Source organism: Arthrobacter sp. K410C (assembly GCF_059090105.1).
This window is the reverse complement of the sequence record NZ_JBNHFJ010000020.1, coordinates 1-16,885: the sequence shown is the minus strand read 5'-3', so window position 1 is coordinate 16,885 and position 16,885 is coordinate 1. Positions and strand designations below refer to the sequence as shown.

Genomic DNA, 16,885 nt, shown 5'->3' with positions numbered 1-16,885 from the left:
ACTCAAGCAGAAAGTTGCGCCAGGCATGAGCGAAATATTAGACATCGTTGTGGTTGGTGCCGGCCCCGCCGGCCTGGTCGTCGCATACGACCTCCGCGATCTCAACCTGCACGTCCAGGTGTTGGAGGCCGAAGAGGAGATCGGCGGCCGGACGCGAAGCGTTCAGCTTGCTGGTGCAGCCGTCAACACTGGTGCAATGTTTATCTACCAAGGGACCCGCGCCGAAGCCCTTGCCCGGGAACTTGGACTGGAAACCACACCATTTCATCCGGAAACGTATGGCGTGCATATAGACGGTGTCACTTCCGTTGCGCCATCTACCCTCGGCGTTGTCAGCCAGTTGCCGCTGCCCGAGGAGTCCAAGACTGCGCTGGTCGCTTTCATGGACGGGCTCGTCAGCGAATACCGGGAGGCAGTGTCCAACGGCGCCATCACGGACAAGGCCGCCGGCCTGGAACAGGAAACCGTCGCTGCCAGGCTCGAAGGTCTTCCCCAGCCGGCCCGGAGTGTCATCGAAGCCGCCGTCCGTGGCGGATCCGTAGGCGATGCTGCCCAGCTGTCGGCCAAGTACGCCCTGCGTTACCTTGCCAGCTACATTGCCCACGAACAAAACAACCGGCTGTACCCCGTAAACGGGATGCAGGCTCTTCCGTATGCACTGGCAGGAAAGTTAGGGCACTCGACGACGGTCCAAACCGGGGTGCGTGTCCGCTCCGTGGTTCAGGAGCGCGGGCTCCTGCAGGTAACGGTCGAGGACAACGGCCGGGAGCGCGTGCTGCTCGCCCGGCACGTGGTGATGACAGTTCCGGCGCCGCAGGTGCCTGCCCTATGCAGCGGCCTGCCCGGCTGGAAGCGTGATGCCCTGCAGGCAGCTGAGACTCCGGGCAGCACCACAGTGAGCATCGCCGCGGACATCAGGGGCCTCCCCGAATTTGGAAAATGGTCCTTCGTCTCCACGGTGGGACGAAAGTTCGACTGCATCATCAATCCGCAGCCGGGCGCCGTTCCCGACGATGGCATTGCCAGGTTCACCTGCTACGGGAACTCCGCAGGCTTTATCCCAGGCATCGAAAACGACGAGCAACAGATCCAGGAGTGGGTGGAGGACTTCCTGTGTGTCGCCCCTGAGCTTCGGGGCAGGATCGTTGGAGCCGTGGCTGGAACCTGGCAGCACTGCTTCTCCGTGCTGTCTCCCAAGCGCAATGAAGCGTTGCCCGAACTCCAGCGCAGCATCGGAAACCTTCATTTCGCCGGAGACTACACCGCCGAAACAGCCGGTTCCCACGGCGCGTACCAAGAGGCCGGCAGAGTGGCGCTGCTCCTGCGGAAAGAACTTGCAGGAGGAGTTGTGGCGGGAGCTTCTGGGGAACCGGCCTTGATGTAGCCAGCGAAGTCCGAAGCAAACACCCGCTTGTAGGGCAGTCTCGATAGGGCGCTGCCCTACCGCCTTTCTGCAACTTTTTCTGGATTTCGCATCACAACCCGCACGGGGCTGGTTGTGATCACATATCTCATCTATAGTGTGATTCAGCCGACAGCTTCGGGACGCTGCAGCCTCAGCATGTCCCATCATTGCTTGGCCGGAAAGGGTGTCACTGCGACACCGGAACCGACCTGACAATTTCCATACGAGACGTGGACGTCTCTGACCGCAAGGGAGATAACGTGGCCTCCGCCCGAATTGACGCAGACACCCGCATCCTCATCATTGGCGCCGGGGTGGTCGGTGCCGCTCTGGCCGACGACCTTACCCGCCAGGGTATGGCGTCGGTGACCGTGGTGGACCAGGGGCCGCTGTACCGGACTGGCGGTTCCAGCTCCCATGCACCCGGCTTCGCCTTCCAGACCACCGGTTCTCCGGTCATGACTGAGCTCGCACGAAGGACGCTGGACAAGCTGGACGGGCTGACACTGGACGGGCAGTGGATCCTCAAACGGGTGGGTGGCCTGGAACTGGCCTGCGATGAGGAACGGATGGAGTACCTGCACCGCCGGCACAACCTTGCCCAGTCGTGGGGCGTCCCGGCGAGACTGGTCGCGCCGGAGGAGTGCGCTGAACTGTTCCCCGGTCTGGACGCGTCCGTTGTGTTGGGCGGCTTGCACACGCCGACGGATGGCGTCGTTAAGGCCGTCCGCGCCGTTGAGTGGCAGGCCCGCCGCGCCATCTCGAACGGCGCAAAGTTCTACGGCCACACGCAGGTGACGGGCTTCCGGATCGAGGGCGGCCGGGTCACGGGCGTCGACGTCCGCCCCACGCCGCCTGTGCCAGGCAACCCTTCCAAGGGTGAGCGGCTGCCCGAGGGGACGTCGGTGCTCGAGGCCGATGTCGTCGTCGTATGCGCCGGCCTGTGGGGCCCCGGTCTGGGCAAGATGCTTGGTCTGGAACTGCCCATGGTGCCAATGGAGCACTGCTCCTCCTCAACGAGTGCTGTCCCGTCGCTTGCCGGCTCCAGTGAGGAGGAGGAAGTCAGCCTGCCCATGGTGCGGCACCAGGCAACCGGCTCCTACTTCCGCCAGTACGGCGAGCGGCTCCTGTGGGGCAGCTACGAACACCGCGTCATCCCCGTGGAACAGGAAGAGATCGCCTCCCCCGAAGAGTTTGCTCAGACCCGCGTCGAGCCCGCCATCCACCCGCTCACCTGGCCCGATCTTCAAGACGGCTGGAAAGCGCTCCAGCACCTGTTCCCGGACACGAACGCGTGCGAGCCTGACGACGGCTACAACGGCATCTTCTCCTTCACCCCCGACGGCAATCCTCTCCTGGGCGAGGTTCCGGGCATCCGCGGGCTGTGGCTGGGTGAGTCCGTCTGGCTGACCCAATCCGCAGGCGTCGCCGGCGTCCTGGCCGACTGGATTGTTACTGGGGACCCCGGAGTGGACACCACCGGCCTTGACTTCCGCCGCTTTGACCAGACTCACCTGACCCGGACCGTCAGCCTCGCAAAAGCCGGCGAAAACTACGACGAGGTCTACGACATCGCCCACCCGCGGAAGCAGAGCAATTCCCTGCGCAAGTTCGCCACCACCCCGTTCTACGCCCGCCAGGAAGCGTTGAAGGCTGAGTTCGGCTCAGCCCAGGGCGGCTGGGAGCGGCCACGTTGGTACGGCGCCCCGGACGGATCCGCGCTGTCCGTGGCCCGGGACGCCTGGGGCACCTACGGCTGGTCACCCAGCATCTCGGCAGAGGCGCGCAAGGCGGCCAGCGGCGTCGGGCTGGCCGACAGGGGAGCGGCCAGCGTGTTCGAGGTAAGGGGTGACGGCGCGGCGCAGCACCTGCAGGAAATCACCGGCGCGGGCGCTTTCCTCAAGGTCAACGAGGGGACCCCCGCGCTGGTGGCGAGCCCCTCCGGCGGTATTGCCGCCGACGTGACTCTGGTGCGGACGGCGAAGGACGCCTACCTGATAGTGGGCAGCAGCCCCGAAGACATCTGGCACTTTCGGCGGGAAACACCCTACTCTGTCACAGTCTCCGATGTCTCCTCTGCCACTACCGGCCTGGCGCTGATCGGACCAAAGGCCGTTGCGGTCCTTGCCTCAGTGACACGCGGCGCCCTGCCCGCGGCCGGATCCTCGCAGGCGCCGGTGCTCGATATCGGCGGCGTCCCGGTCCGTGCCATTGAGGAAACTACCACCGGTGTTGGCGGCTGGACACTGTACGCCGCCACCGAGCATGGCCTGTACCTCTGGGACCTCCTCCTGGAAGCGGGAGCAGGGCACGGGATCGCCCCGGTGGGTGATGAAGCCGTTACCGCCCTTGCAATTGCCAACGGCATCCCCGCTTTTGGTGCCGACTACGGCCCGCAGGACAACGCTGCCGAGGCGGGGCTCTCCGCGGCTGCCGGCGGTGGGGCTGCCCGCCCCGGCCACCGGCTCCTGGTGCGGCTTCGGATGGACAGCAATCTTCACGCCGTCGTGCCGGGCGAGCCGGTCTCGAAGGACGGCATGGTGGCCGGTTACGTGAGCAGCGCGGCGGAGGAACCCGCAACAGGCTACTTCCTCGCTTTTGCATGGGTAGACCCTGAAATTGCATCGGTGGGCACCGCCGTCGAGATTGCCCACCTGGGCGAGCGGTGGGCCGCCACTATCGACCGCGCGCCTGCAGCAGCTCCTGCCCTGGAACCGGTCGATATAGACATGGCAGCGGGCGCCGCTCCGACGGTGGGTGACCGCCTTCCCGCCGCGGTCTAGGCACGTCGCCGCCGGGATGCGACCAGGGCCCGTCATTTTGCGGGATTTTCAAGCTCTTGATGACTGCGGGAACGCGCAGGAGCCCTGAGGACTTCGGGGCTGAAGCAATAAAACGAATGACGCGAGGCAGCGTAAATCTGAACGGTGCCTCAAACCAAGCAAAGGAGCATACACACATGAGCGGAATCATTGTTGTAGGTGTTGACGGCAGTGCGACGGCCAGAAAAGCAGCGGAGTCAGCCAGGGACCTTGCCGCCGCCCTTGGCGCAACTCTCCACGTGGTGTCAGCGTTCGACGGTGACCGGTCGGAGCTATTCGGAACCGGTAGCGACAAATGGCTCGTATCCGACGCCGACAAGGCCGAACACGTTGCCAAAACCGTGGCAGACACCCTGGGCGGGGACATCAAAATCACCTACTCCGCGGCTTCAGGGCGGCCGGCAGATGCCCTGATCCGGGAAGCTATCCGCAAGGAGGCCCGCGTTATCGTTGTGGGCAACCGCAGGATGCAAGGCATTGGACGCGTCCTGGGCAGCGTGGCCAACAGCGTGGCGCACAATGCACCCTGCGACGTTTACATAGCCAACACCTACGACGCTGACTAGCAACTTCAGATCGCCCGCTTAGATAGCCCTATGGCAGGTTCGAGCTGGAATTAGGAGCGGCAAAGCGTTCGGGGACCCGTGGTCCTCGAATGCTTTGTCGCTTTTTCCGTGCTAGCCGGTGTCAGATTCAGCCGTAGCAAACCGGCGGCTCTGCCAGTCTTAGGGGCTTCGGGGACAGCACGCCTACCGATCGAGGCTTATTAACTTCCATGGGAGACGGCTGGGATTGCCCGCAGTGACGTCCAGTGCGACAGCGGCCCGCGCTACGTCCTGCGCGGGCAACAGGGTGCCTGTTGCAATGGTGGCGTGGTTGGAGGAAATAACTCTGCCGTTAGGGCCAATGAGGACGACCGCAGGCTGACGGATTTGTAGCGTCCGCAGGAAGATGCCTTCAAGCTTTGCCAGTGGAAGATCGCATCCGAGGATGTGTGTCCCCTGGGCAGTGGGGGCAGGGACGCACAGCGTAATGATGCTGGAGTTAATTCCGCCAAAATCTACATAGGGCCCCACCGCAACCGGCTGCCCGGTGGAGGAAGGCAGCGTAAACCACTCCCGGCTTGTGTAGTCGTAGTAATTCAGTGACTCCGGGTTGAGATCGTGGGTGACGAACTTTGGCTCGCCTTTGGGCTGTGCCCGCCACCATTCCAGCCAGTTCGGTGCCTCACGCAGGCTCCCCGGGGCGTAGGCGATCCCGGCGCCGACAATGAGTTCGGTATGCAGCCTGATGAAGCTGGCGAGTTCCTGCTTCAGGAACAGGAAGTCGCTGCGCCGGGGAGTCTGCGCAGCCGCATCCGCGGCCGCCGAGACGGCGCCACCGATCTTTTCCAGATCCGTGAAAACCGCGTTGATGCTGGTGGAGAGAGCCTTAGCGGTCCGCTCAAGGATTTCCGTGAGGGGCTCCATGTCAGGCTCCTTCGTCGGGTTGCATCGTTAACCGCAGATGCTGCTCAATTAGAAATTCCATGTCACTGCGGCTGTGCTGTTCGGCGGCGCTGGCTGCCGCGTCGTCATCCCGGTCGCTGATTGCCTGAACGATCGCCCGGTGTTGGTCCACCGCTATGTCCTTGCGGCCGGCGTCGGCGGGAACGCTCCACCAGAGTGTCATCAGTTCGGCCTCCAGTTGCAGGGTTGCCGAGGTCAGCCGACTGGATTGTGCGCCAACGCTGATGGCCACGTGGAACCGGCTGTCCACTCGCCGACGCGCTCTTTCATCGGTGGTTTCGCGATGGCGTCTTGCCAAATCCTCTAGATGCTGAACGTTCTGCCGGTCGGCCCGGGCGGCGGCCAGTCGGGCGGACATCGACGCGACCGCTATTCTCAGGTCGCCCAGATCCCGCAGGGCTTCGGTGCTGGTGTCTCGTAGTTTGTGCCGCAGTTCCGAATCTGTGAGTTCGATCTGCCGTCGGATGACGCTGCCGCCGCTGCGGCCGCGGCTGGTTTCGATCAAGCCCTTGGTCCGGAGCGCGGCAAGGGACTGGCGCAGGGTGATGGGGGAGATACCAAGCTCAGAGGCAAGGGCGGACTCGGTGGGGAGCCTGTCGCCTTCGGTCAGGATCCCCATCAGGATCGCCGTCTCAATCTGATACGACACTTGGTCTGCGCGGCCCAAACCATCCGGTTCACTTCCCCGCAACAGCAGCAGCAGATCCAGGGCCCGCGATGAAATTGCCGCGCTCTCCATTGGACCTTCCCTAAATTTCCATGCCCAAGCCTGGCCGACGACCAGAATCAATTATTTCCTTAAAGCTTTACATATTTAGCGTCCGGCCTCTGAACGCCTTACCTATTGCATTAATCATACAATGATGTATCTTTGTTTGTGACGCCAGGCACATGAGGCCCGTGGCAGGACGTGGCCTCCGAAGGGTCTTGATGTCCTTGCTAGAAACCAGCGCGTCATTTTGATCCGTCACCTCTACCGCTGCTGATCTGCAGTGACCGGGGCATTGGTCCCTCAAAGGAAGTTCAAACTCATGAAAGATGTTGTCATCGTCGGTGCTGGACTCGCCGGCCTTTCAGCAGCCTGGCGGCTGCGGCACTGGGACACGGTGGTCCTGGAGTCCGGCAGCCGGGTTGGTGGACGAATCCGCTCAGAACGCCGGGGTGATTACTGGCTGAACTGGGGCGGGCACGTCTTCGCCGGTGCTGGCTCCTCCACGGATGCCTTGCTGAGTGAGGTGGGGGTCATGGCCGTCCAGATCCCCGGTTCCCTGCAGGCCCTGTCCATGAACGGAAAGTTCATCAAGAAGGGGCACATCGCCACCTACCCTTTCCGCATCCCGATGTCGCTTTCTTCCCGCATCCATACGCTTAAGGCCGGCATGAAGGTGGTCAGCGGAGTCGCCAAGTACACCGGCGTGGTCCGGAAGCGTCCGGGGGAGTCCGGCGCCATGCGGCAGCAGCGCATCTACGACTTCGAGAACAACACTTCCTTTCATGACTTCATTGGAAACCTCTCCGAGGACGCGGCCGCGCTGTTCAAGACAACTGTCACACGGTCCGCCGGAGATATGGACGAAATCTCGGCAGGCGCAGGCATCGGCTACTTCAGCCTGGTTCTTGGGTTCGGGCAGGGACTGAGCCAGGGCATCGTGGGCGGCCCGTCCACCCTTACGGAATCCATCGCAGCGGCACTTGGTGACCGCGTCCAGCTTGGGGCCTTTGTGTACGAAGTAGTGCACAAGAAGGACTCTGTCGTGGTCCGGTACCGGCAGGACGGCATCGACCGGGAAGAGGAGGCCCGCACGGTGGTCCTGGCCACCACCGCCGACGTCTCCCACAAGGTCGGCGTGGACCTGCCCGAGGACCTGCGTGGCGCGCTCAGCCAGATCAAGTACGGTCCGCACGTCAGCACCGCCTTCCTGACCAACGAAACCTCAGCGCGTCCCTGGGACGACATCTACGCCATCGCCGCCCCCAAGCGCTCCTTCGCGATCGCCCTGAACCAGGCGAGCATCGTCCGCGGCACGGAGTCCCTGCGCAAGCCCGGCGGCAGCTTCATGACGTTCTCGCCCGCAAGCCTGGGCCGCGCCCTGCTGGAAAAGAGCGAGGAAGACGTCATTAAGACCCACCTCACGGACCTCGACCAGGTGCTGGGACACGGCTTCGCCGACAGCGTCGTCGAGGCCAAGATCGACCGCTGGAAGAATGCCTCCCCCTACTGCTTCCCCGGCCGGGCCAAGATCCAGTCCACGCTGATGCGCGGAGCCGACCGCGTTTTCCTGGCCGGCGACTACCTCGGAACCCTGTACACCGAAAGCTCCATCACCACAGGGTTCTCCGCGGCCCAGGAAGCCGCCAGCCGGCTCGCCACGCACCGCCAGGCCCCGCCGGCCTCTGGCCTGTCCATCGTCGCCTGATCAGCGACTATCTGACCCAAAACCCCACATTCCTAGAAGAGGAAACCCCCATGACCACCAACCTCCGCGGCGTCCTGACCGCACTCTCCACCCCCTTCGACCAGGACGAGACCATCGACGTCGAAACCCTCCGCCGCATTGTGGACCGCTCCATCGACGCCGGCGTCGACGGCGTCGTCGCCGCAGGCTCCACCGGCGAGGTCGGTGCCCTGTCCTCCGAGGAGCGCCTGCTCCTGATCGAAACCGTCATCCAGCAGGCCAAGGGTCGCGTCCCCGTGATCGCCAACACCGGAGCCACCACCACGGCCGAGGCCATCCGGCTCTCGCAGGCCGCCGAGAAGCTGGGCGCGGACGTGCTCATGCTGATCACTCCGTACTACGAGCCGCTGAGCCTGGAGGAGACGGTCACCTACATCAAGGACGTCGCCAACTCCGTCACGATCCCGGTGATGCTCTACAACATCCCGCCCGTCACCGGCGTCAACCTGGATCCGGCCACGGTCCGGGCCCTGGCCGAGGAAGTGGAGAACATCCGCTACATCAAGGACTCCAGCGCCAACTGGGAACAGGCACTGCAGCTCATTCACCACCACAGCGACGTCATCGGAACCTTCATCGGCTGGGACGTCTACCTCTACAGCGCCCTAGTCGAAGGTGCGGCCGGCGTGATGGCCGGCACGGCGAACGTTGTCCCCAACGAGATCGTCGCCGTCAGCCGCAACATCGCCGAAGGCGACCTCGCCGGCGCACTTAGCCAGTGGAAGAAGGTCTATCCGGTCATCGACGCCCTCCTCTCCGTCCCGTTCATCCCCGCCGTCAAGACCGGCCTTGGACTGCAGGGCATCCCCGCAGGTTCCCCGCGGCGCCCCACGGCAGACCTGGGTGCCGAGGACCGGGCCCGCGTTGAGCAGGCCCTGGCCGCCCTGTACCAGACCGTCGGTTAAAGCATGGGTACCGATTTCGGAGCCTTCCTGTCACATGTCTCGGACGTCATCTGGGCGCCCATGGCCTACGTGGTCCTGGGCCTCGGCGTGGCCTACTCCATCGCCACCAAGGGCATCCAGTTCCGCCGCATTCCGGACATGCTCCGGCAGCTGAAGGACAGCGAAGGCGGCGAAGGCGGCCTGTCATCCTTCCAGGCCCTGGTGCTGGCCCTGGCCAGCCGCGTGGGAGTGGGCAGCATTGCCGGCGTTGCCACGGCCGTCGGCGCCGGCGGGCCGGGTGCACTGGTCTGGATGGCCGTCACCGGCCTGGTGGGATGCACCGTGGGCTACGCCGAAGCTGCCCTGTCCCAGACGTTCAAGCGCCAGGTCCAGGACGAGGACCGGCGCAGCGCGAACGAGGATGTCGGCGGCATGCCCTACTACATCAAGTACGGTCTGAAGCTGCCCAAGGTGGGCGCCCTCGTCGCCGTACTCGGTGTCATTGGCTACGGGTTCGTCTTTCCCGGCCTGCAGGTCAACACCATCGCGGCCAGCGCCAAGCTGGCATTCGGGCTGGACAGCTGGATCCCCGCCGTCTTTGTCACCATCCTCATCGCCCTGGTCATTTTCGGTGGGACCACCCGCCTGGTGAAGGTCACCCAGGCCCTGGTCCCGGTCCTGGCGATCGGCTACCTGCTCCTGGCCCTCGCCGTCATCGGCATCAACATCGGCAGCATCCCTGCCGCCGTGGCCCTCATCTTCCAATCTGCGCTCGGTATCCACCCCGTCTTGGGCGGCATCGCTGGCGCTGCCGTCGCCTGGGGCGTGCGCCGTGCAGTCTTTGCATCCTCCAACGGCCTGGGTGAAGCAACGTTCGCGGCTGCCGCAGCCCGCACCTCCCACCCCGGCAAGCAGGGCCTGGTCCAGACATTCAGCATCTACATCGATGTGCTGCTGATCTGCATGGCCACCGGCCTCATGATGGTGGTATCCGGCAAGTACAACGTCTCCGACGGTTCAGGCGGCTACCTGGTCAACAACCTCCCGGGAGTCCCGGTCGGCGCAAACTGGGTCCAGGAATCCATCGACACCCTGATCCCCGGATGGGGCGCCGGGTTTGTGGCCGTCGCCGTGCTCCTCTTCGGATTCACCTGCCTCCTTGCCTACTTCTACGTCGCGAACTCGAACCTCCTCTACCTTCTGGACGGAAAGCCCGGGCACGCCTGGAAGACCATCCTCAAGGTGGGAACCATGGCAATCGTATTCTTCGGATCCGTGGTGAACGCCCAGGTCGTGTGGGCCGCAGGCGACATAGGGCTCGGCCTGATCGCCTGGGTCAACCTGATCTGCCTGGTTTTCCTGTTCCCGCTCGTCCGCAAGATCTACAAGGACTACGAACGCCAGCGAAAACTGGGCCTGGACCCCACCTTCAACCCGAAGACCCTGGGCATCGAAGGCGCGGACTTCTGGGAAGAGCCCAGCGAGAAACCCGTCCCGGCCGCCAAATAACGGACAACGCATAGCCAAGACAGGACAAAAGGAAAATCATGACTGCAACAGAAACCGCACAGTTCACCGTCCTCCGGGCAGAGAGCCCGCTGGCACCCTCCCTTCCGCCCTTTGGCCAGTTCATCAACGGTGCCTTCGTGGCTCCCGCAACCGACGCAAAGGTCGACGTGGTGAACCCGGCCACCGAGGAAGTCCTTACCCAGGTACCCGGTGGCTCCGTGACCGACGTGGATGCCGCCGTCGGGGCTGCCGTAGCGGCCAAGGCGGGATGGGCGGCAACGACGCCCAAGGACCGTTCCGCCGTCCTCCTCCGCATCGCGGACATCATCGAGGAAAACCGGGTACTCCTGGAAACGCTGGAGTCGGCCAACACCGGCAAGCCGGCAGCCGTGGCCGAGGACGACATCTCAAGCGCCATCGACACGTTCCGGTTCTCCGCCGGTGCCGCCCGCGCCTTCACCACCCTCGGCGCGGACGACTATGCCGAGAACCACACCTCAGTGATCTTCCGAGAACCGGTGGGCGTGGTGGGTGTCATCACCCCGTGGAACTATCCGCTGCTGATGGCAGCCTGGAAGATCGCTCCCATCCTTGCCGCAGGCAACACCCTGGTGCTCAAGCCGTCCGAGCAGACGCCGTTGACCACGCTTAAGCTCGCTGAGCTCGTCGCCGCCGACGTCCCGGCAGGTGTCCTGAACATCGTCACGGGAGCCGGCCGGGTGGTGGGCCACCGTCTGTCGGAGCACACGGACGTTGACCTCGTGGCCATCACCGGAAGCGTGGGCAGCGGCCAGAAGGTGGCCGCCAGCGCGGCGTCCACCGTCAAGCGGGTGCACCTGGAACTGGGCGGCAAAGCTCCGGTCGTCGTGTTCGACGACGCCGACCTGGAGGCGGCTGCCAAGGGTGTCCGCAGTGCCGGGTTCTGGAACGGCGGGCAGGAATGCGGCGCTGCCTGCCGCGTCCTGGTGCACGAGTCGGTGGCGGAGAAGTTTACGGAGCTTCTGGTTCGGGAGGTCAGCGAGATCTCTGTCGGCACCCCCGGCGCCGGCGACGTCGAAATCGGTTCGATGATCTCCAAGGACCATTACCAGCGGGTACTCGCTGCACTGGACGACATCCGCAACGACGGCCTTACCATCGCCGTTGGCGGCAAGGCCTTGCCGGGTCCGGGCTACTTCATCGAACCCACCGTGGTGACCGGCGTCCACGCCGGCGCAAAGGTGGCAAGCACAGAAATTTTCGGACCGGTGGTTTCGGTGGAAACCTTCAGCACCGACGAGGAAGCCATTGCCCGGTCCAACGAGACCGAGTACGGCCTGGCTGCCTCGGTGTGGACCAGCAACGCCTCCCGGTCGCTGTCCGTTCCCCGTCGGCTGGACTTCGGCACCGTCTGGGTCAACTCGCACCTGGTCATCGCCAACGAAGTACCGTGGGGCGGCTTTAAGGGATCCGGCTACGGCCGCGACCTTTCCATCTACGCCCTTGAAGACTTCTCCCGCACCAAACACGTCATGTACAACCGCGGCTAACCCCGTGCCATCCCTGGCCATGCACCCCTTGACCCCGGGGTGCATGGCCCCTTTCGTGAAAGGACACAAGCATGAACCTGCGCCGCGTCACCGACTGGACCATCCTGCCCGGCGCCAGCGTGGAAATCCGGCACCAGGGGTCGAACATTTGCAGCGGACACGTGGACGCCGTGACGGACGACGGAAAGATCCTGTGGCTGCAGACCGTAGGGCAAGGCCGGAGGCTGTTCGAAATAACCGAACTCTACGAGGCCTGGGCAGCGGAAGCATGAAGAGCAGGAGCAAACGCTTCTTCCCCTCATGAGGTGTCCGGGGGAGGGCAGTTCTTTCGGCCGTGGGAGCAGGCCAATCAGTGAAGCAGAGTTGGAGGGATCGGCGACGCATTTCCAGGGTGTATCACCGGCTGGGCTTCGACTTGGGGAGCTCTAGCCTGGGCCATCATGCCACCGTCGACATTGAAGACCTGCCCGGTGACATATGCAGATTCTGCAGATGCCAAGAAAACAACGGCAGCAGCAACGTCCTCGGGAACGCCGCGACGACCTAGCGGAATTTGGGCAGCGCGGGGATCCTCTGCATGTGCCGGTATTGTCGGTTCCCCGTCAACGGCAATGGCCCCGGGACGTATGGCGTTGATTCGGATGTTCCAGGGGGCGAGATCTATGGCTACGGCCCGCGTAAATGATTCCATCGCACCTTTGACGGAGTCGTAGGGGATGCTCCTCCGGTGGGCCCGTTCGGCTCCGATGGAGCTGATATTGACGATGGAGCCCTTCTGCCCGTTCGCGGCCAGCCTCCGCGCTGCCCGTTGGGTGCAACCGTAGAACATATTCATGTTCTTGCCCACAAAGAGTTCCCAATCGGACGGCTCTACTGAAAGGAAGTTTCGCCAGACCGTCTCGCCAGAGCGGGCGTAGGCGTTGTTGACCAGCACGTCGACAATGCCGAGCGCATTCTCCGTCTCGTCAAAAATCCGGTCCACTTGGGCGAATTCCGACATATCGCCGCCCGCAAGGTACGCGGCCACACCGGCTCTTCGCAACTCAGTAACAACAACTGCCGCCGCTTCTGCATCGATGTCATTGACCGCAACGCGGGCACCCTCCGATCCGCAGCGGAGCGCAATGGCACGTCCGATGTTCCGGCCTGCCCCGGTGACCAACACTGTGCGGTCTTTGAGAGCCCTATGGCCTGTCGTAACTGAGGGGGATACCCAGGGAGTCGTGACTTGGTTACGGTTCATGCCTTCTCTTCAGGGATCGTAGGTCTGCTGGTTATGCCACGGGGTGCCCGGCGGCCTGCTCATTTCACATCACGCCGCGATGGACGACGGCATGGCCTTGCTGTTATAGCCCGTTTCAACGCACAAACGACATACGAAGCGCTTCCCTTAGTGGCTGAGTGGCTTTCCAGCTCTACGGGCGCCGGACCCGGGAATGTCTAAGTCGGCCGTGTGCCGGGCAGGGGGTGGAAACCAAGCACCGTACATTTCAGATGTGAGAAAGCATCGGCGCTCATTAGAACGAGAAAGCCTCAGCCAGAACACGGAGCGGTCCGCTGTGAACTCGTCCACTGTTCCCACCGCCACGACGCCATCCTCGAGAGCTACTGCAATGACGTCCTTGGGTTCAATGGTGCTCCACATGGCCTGCTGCCACTTCTGCTGCTCAAGTTCTCGCAGGTTCAATCGGAGTAGGTTGATCATGGGCCCTAAGTCTTTCAAGGTAGGAGGCGGAAAGTGCGTCTGCAGCCGCCCTAACCGGCACGCCTTCAGGAAGCGTTCTCATCATCCGGATGGAGGCTGGCGGGACCGGAACTTAGTAAAGGTTGAAGTACTTGGTGTCCTGGGCCGGGGACTCCCAGTCAGAGCTCCAGCAAAATGGGCAGTCAAGGGCAAACGCTCCACAGCAACCAACCTGCTGCACGGGAGAGACGCTACGTTCCGTGGATTTCTCCAGGAGAGCCGCGCTGCGCTTGGCGTTTGATGATGCCATCTTTTTCATGGCAGATCTTCCTTAGATTGTTGGCGAATATTGGCTCCACCGGATCGACGGCGAGTGGTCCAAAGCCTGCGCCTTGGGTAAACCTTTCAATATGATCACTTTAATATGTGATCACATATCACGCAAGACTTTTTTCGAAAAGGACGTTGTACTCCGCTGTATAGAAGCCGTCCGATACGCTCACGAATCCTCGTCTGGAACATCTGAAGCCCGGTTGCATGCGCAAGGAGTCACCGGAAGGATGCCGGGACCGAAGGCAACATCTCGGCAAGGACCCGGACGACTGGGCCGGTACCGGCCGCCTCAATGCAGTCGTGTCGGCCAGTGACTGTTCAAATCGCATGTCACCGCGTCACAGATCCCGATGGTCGGGATCGGTAGGGGTGTTACTTGGCGGCTCGTGCCTGGAGAAACGCAGAACGGCCACTGATTCCCTGTATCCGTGAGTGGACACCAACCTTCGAAGCGTCAATTCGGACTGGACAGAACGGCTACGCTGGGCAAGTGGAAATCCGGGCTGTGCTATTCGATTTGGACAACACCTTGTTTGACCATCAAGCCTCCAGCCGTGCTGCAGTTCACGCATTTCTCGGCCAGTTGGGACTGAATCGCTCGGAGGAACTGACGCGGGCATGGTTCGAAATCGAGAACCGCGTTTTCGACCGCTTCTTGGCGAAACAACTTTCACTTCAGGAGCACCGCCGTGAGCGGCTTCGTCAGTTCCTTTCCCTGACAACGATGTCCATACCTAAAAAATCCCGCCAACTTGACGAGATGTTCGCACTCTTCCTTGAGAATTACGAGGATGCCTGGACTGCGTTCCCTGATGCTGCCGTTGCCCTGCGGACCCTGCATGCCGCTGGGGTACCCGTCGCCGTTGTCACCAACGGAATACTGGATCAGCAATCGGCCAAGATCGGAAAAATAGGGCTTGGGCCGTTCGTCAGTCAGGTCTTTAGTTCAGATGTGACCGGCTACGCCAAGCCTGCGCCCGAGGCTTTCCTGAAGCCGTGCATGAGTATGCAGGTCTCGCCAGCGCAGGCGCTATATGTGGGCGACAACTATCGAGTGGACGTCGAAGGAGCGCAAAACGCAGGCCTACACGCCATTTTCCTTAATCGAGAGGGACCTAGGCATCCGGGAGCCATACAAAGCCTTTTTGATTTGCCGCCTCTGCTTTCCGGCAGAACGGCAGCCCGGACCGTTCGTTCGTCCTAAATCACTATTTTTTTTCTTGGCACATCCGCTGCTGCACGGCTCGGGGCTGGCCTTGGTGCAAGGAGGACAAATGACTCGTTGTCTGGACGGCAGCCCTACGCTTCCTGCACCGTTGTGATGGCCATCAAACAACCCTCGCTCTCTAATGGAACGGCTTCAGTATCAAGCACCAGCGTTGCCAGGCTATCCAACCTCCGGCCGTTAGAAAGGGCGCCCATCCCTTGCAGAACGGTAGCGGCTACCACCCCGGCAGCGGGGTCGAGCAACATCTGACCATCTAGCCGCATAATCCGCACGGAGCCAGTGCAAACGCCACGGCGTGTCATGAGGTTCAATCCCAGTTGCGGCTCGCCCGTGCTGCCCTCAAAAGCCATGGGCGATTCCCCCTCAAACTCGATTGTCTGGCCGAGCCGCAACGTACAGCTGCGGCGGTCCGAGGTCATCGTAATGGGCCCATCACTGGCGAGTGTGAACACGCGATCGATTCCCGACAGCAGCGAAAAAGCTGCCGGTTGTGTCAGGTCTGCCAGGCTCAACCGCCACCTGTAGTGCGGAGGTGCTTTAGAACCCTCCAGTGTGCCGATCGCAATTTGCCGCGTATAGCCGGCGCCGTTTGACCATGCGATGCGCGGGAGTTGAGACGGGATTATCACTGTGTCAGTGAACGTGGGCATCATTGGCATCCTGGTCGGTAGATATTTGCGTTCCTTCCCATCCAGTAACACACCCTGAGAAGAGCCCCGTCCAATATCATTTGGCCATCAGTGACTAGCGTCAGGCGAAAGAATAATCCCGGCAGCTACGGCAAGAAATAAGGTGATCGCACCAGTTTCTTGAGGACGGTGTGGAAAGCCGGCGTTGCAAGGGGCTACTCGCCCCACTCAAACGCCGATAATGAAGATTCTGTTAAGCCAGCCGGCGCCGTCACTGGTTTTGGGCTTTCAACTAGGGCTGTCAGGTTACCTGCCGGAAAATGGATGTTCGCCGAACGGGCTAAAACCAGCCTTGGAGTTAGCTGCCGTCTTGCTGACGCCACTATGCCGAGCGCCACGACGAGCAGTCATCCGTTAAGTTTTTGGGCGTCAGGACGGCGGAACGTGGATCAAACCCTCGAAAAATACCGGCTCGATGAACCCGTGGGGCACGGAATTGGCCAGATGGTTCTGCCAATCCATATCCAGCTGCCGGCCGGGCAGATCCGCCGCCTCAACGCCCCATCATGACCACCAGTGCGGTCTAGGGGCTTCTTTACCGGAAGCCCCTGGCTTGGACCGAATCAGGTCAATCAGAGCCGGCAGCCTTGTGACGCCATTTTCTGCCATGAAGTGTCCTGCTCCCGGGTAGACCTGCAGACGTGCGCTTAGACGTCTGGCCAGGTCATCGGATTCTTCCGGCGGCACGAAAGGATCTGTGTCAGAGCGAAGTACTGTTCGTTCCCGAATGCTCGTTGCCACCCGCTCTACGGCAACGTCAGTTGCGAGGAAACCATCGAGTTCCGGCAATGTTTCCAGTGGTTCAGTGAACCCGGCGACCAACACGAGACCGCCCAGC

At 62.5% G+C, this 16,885-nt stretch carries 14 protein-coding genes; 9 read left to right on the top strand and 5 right to left on the bottom strand.

Annotation, left to right across the window (positions count from 1 at the left end):
- Positions 1 to 25 precede the first annotated feature (25 nt).
- From AC5RU7_RS18795 to AC5RU7_RS18785, 3 genes are all read left to right on the top strand, one after another.
- Positions 26 to 1,384, top strand: coding sequence for a flavin monoamine oxidase family protein (locus AC5RU7_RS18795; protein WP_494053513.1), 1,359 nt, complete (start codon positions 26 to 28; stop codon positions 1,382 to 1,384).
- 251 nt (positions 1,385 to 1,635) lie between these two features.
- Positions 1,636 to 4,188 (top strand): FAD-dependent oxidoreductase, encoded by a 2,553-nt coding sequence (locus tag AC5RU7_RS18790; protein ID WP_494053512.1) that lies wholly within the window; start codon positions 1,636 to 1,638, stop codon positions 4,186 to 4,188.
- A 176-nt stretch (positions 4,189 to 4,364) separates the two neighbouring features.
- Entirely contained in the window at positions 4,365 to 4,793 is a 429-nt protein-coding gene (locus tag AC5RU7_RS18785; RefSeq protein ID WP_494053511.1) for a universal stress protein, read from the top strand.
- Positions 4,794 to 4,976: 183 nt separating this feature from the next.
- Here the strand turns inward: AC5RU7_RS18785 and AC5RU7_RS18780 are convergent, their stop codons facing one another.
- Complete coding sequence (locus AC5RU7_RS18780) at positions 4,977 to 5,696, bottom strand: PDC sensor domain-containing protein (RefSeq protein WP_494053510.1); 720 nt, start codon at positions 5,694 to 5,696, stop codon at positions 4,977 to 4,979.
- A 1-nt stretch (position 5,697) separates the two neighbouring features.
- On the bottom strand, positions 5,698 to 6,474 hold the full coding sequence (locus tag AC5RU7_RS18775; RefSeq protein WP_494053509.1) for a FadR/GntR family transcriptional regulator: 777 nt from the start codon (positions 6,472 to 6,474) through the stop codon (positions 5,698 to 5,700).
- 292 nt (positions 6,475 to 6,766) lie between these two features.
- Here AC5RU7_RS18775 and AC5RU7_RS18770 point away from each other — a divergent pair, with 292 nt between their 5' ends.
- The 5 genes from AC5RU7_RS18770 to AC5RU7_RS18750 all read left to right on the top strand — a co-directional run bounded on the left by AC5RU7_RS18770 (position 6,767) and on the right by AC5RU7_RS18750 (position 12,385).
- Positions 6,767 to 8,152, top strand: coding sequence for a protoporphyrinogen/coproporphyrinogen oxidase (locus AC5RU7_RS18770; protein WP_494053508.1), 1,386 nt, complete (start codon positions 6,767 to 6,769; stop codon positions 8,150 to 8,152).
- Positions 8,153 to 8,202: 50 nt separating this feature from the next.
- Complete coding sequence (gene dapA, locus AC5RU7_RS18765) at positions 8,203 to 9,096, top strand: 4-hydroxy-tetrahydrodipicolinate synthase (protein WP_494053507.1); 894 nt, start codon at positions 8,203 to 8,205, stop codon at positions 9,094 to 9,096.
- Positions 9,097 to 9,099: 3 nt separating this feature from the next.
- Entirely contained in the window at positions 9,100 to 10,584 is a 1,485-nt protein-coding gene (locus AC5RU7_RS18760; protein ID WP_494053506.1) for an alanine/glycine:cation symporter family protein, read from the top strand.
- Between the two features lie 38 nt (positions 10,585 to 10,622).
- Positions 10,623 to 12,113, top strand: coding sequence for an aldehyde dehydrogenase family protein (locus AC5RU7_RS18755; protein WP_494053505.1), 1,491 nt, complete (start codon positions 10,623 to 10,625; stop codon positions 12,111 to 12,113).
- A 71-nt stretch (positions 12,114 to 12,184) separates the two neighbouring features.
- Positions 12,185 to 12,385, top strand: a complete 201-nt coding sequence (locus tag AC5RU7_RS18750; protein ID WP_494053504.1) for a hypothetical protein — start codon at positions 12,185 to 12,187, stop codon at positions 12,383 to 12,385.
- A 77-nt stretch (positions 12,386 to 12,462) separates the two neighbouring features.
- Here AC5RU7_RS18750 and AC5RU7_RS18745 read toward each other — a convergent pair whose 3' ends face one another.
- The gene (locus AC5RU7_RS18745; protein ID WP_494053503.1) at positions 12,463 to 13,278 is read right to left on the bottom strand and encodes an SDR family NAD(P)-dependent oxidoreductase; all 816 of its coding nucleotides are present in this window, start codon (positions 13,276 to 13,278) and stop codon (positions 12,463 to 12,465) included.
- A gap of 1,342 nt (positions 13,279 to 14,620) precedes the next feature.
- Here AC5RU7_RS18745 and AC5RU7_RS18740 point away from each other — a divergent pair.
- Positions 14,621 to 15,334: an HAD family hydrolase gene (locus AC5RU7_RS18740; protein WP_494053502.1), complete on the top strand. Its 714-nt coding sequence runs from the start codon at positions 14,621 to 14,623 to the stop codon at positions 15,332 to 15,334.
- Positions 15,335 to 15,429: 95 nt separating this feature from the next.
- On the opposite strand, the gene AC5RU7_RS18735 is transcribed toward AC5RU7_RS18740, so the two are convergent.
- Both AC5RU7_RS18735 and AC5RU7_RS18730 read right to left on the bottom strand, forming a co-directional pair.
- The gene (locus tag AC5RU7_RS18735) at positions 15,430 to 16,011 is read right to left on the bottom strand and encodes a HutD/Ves family protein (protein WP_494053501.1); all 582 of its coding nucleotides are present in this window, start codon (positions 16,009 to 16,011) and stop codon (positions 15,430 to 15,432) included.
- A 540-nt stretch (positions 16,012 to 16,551) separates the two neighbouring features.
- Positions 16,552 to 16,885 (bottom strand): alpha/beta hydrolase (locus AC5RU7_RS18730; protein WP_494053500.1); only part of this gene is annotated, 334 nt, incomplete at its 5' end.

Excerpts from the sequence above, each read along its gene's own strand:
- AC5RU7_RS18750 (WP_494053504.1), top strand. The coding sequence starts at position 12,185 with ATGAACCTGCGCCGCGTCACCGACTGGACCATCCTGCCCGGCGCCAGC.
- AC5RU7_RS18785 (WP_494053511.1), top strand. The coding sequence starts at position 4,365 with ATGAGCGGAATCATTGTTGTAGGTGTTGACGGCAGTGCGACGGCCAGA.
- AC5RU7_RS18760 (WP_494053506.1), top strand. The coding sequence starts at position 9,100 with ATGGGTACCGATTTCGGAGCCTTCCTGTCACATGTCTCGGACGTCATC.
- AC5RU7_RS18770 (WP_494053508.1), top strand. The coding sequence starts at position 6,767 with ATGAAAGATGTTGTCATCGTCGGTGCTGGACTCGCCGGCCTTTCAGCA.
- AC5RU7_RS18735 (WP_494053501.1), bottom strand. The coding sequence starts at position 16,011 with ATGATGCCCACGTTCACTGACACAGTGATAATCCCGTCTCAACTCCCG.
- AC5RU7_RS18795 (WP_494053513.1), top strand. The coding sequence starts at position 26 with ATGAGCGAAATATTAGACATCGTTGTGGTTGGTGCCGGCCCCGCCGGC.
- AC5RU7_RS18780 (WP_494053510.1), bottom strand. The coding sequence starts at position 5,696 with ATGGAGCCCCTCACGGAAATCCTTGAGCGGACCGCTAAGGCTCTCTCC.
- AC5RU7_RS18775 (WP_494053509.1), bottom strand. The coding sequence starts at position 6,474 with ATGGAGAGCGCGGCAATTTCATCGCGGGCCCTGGATCTGCTGCTGCTG.
- dapA (WP_494053507.1), top strand. The coding sequence starts at position 8,203 with ATGACCACCAACCTCCGCGGCGTCCTGACCGCACTCTCCACCCCCTTC.
- AC5RU7_RS18755 (WP_494053505.1), top strand. The coding sequence starts at position 10,623 with ATGACTGCAACAGAAACCGCACAGTTCACCGTCCTCCGGGCAGAGAGC.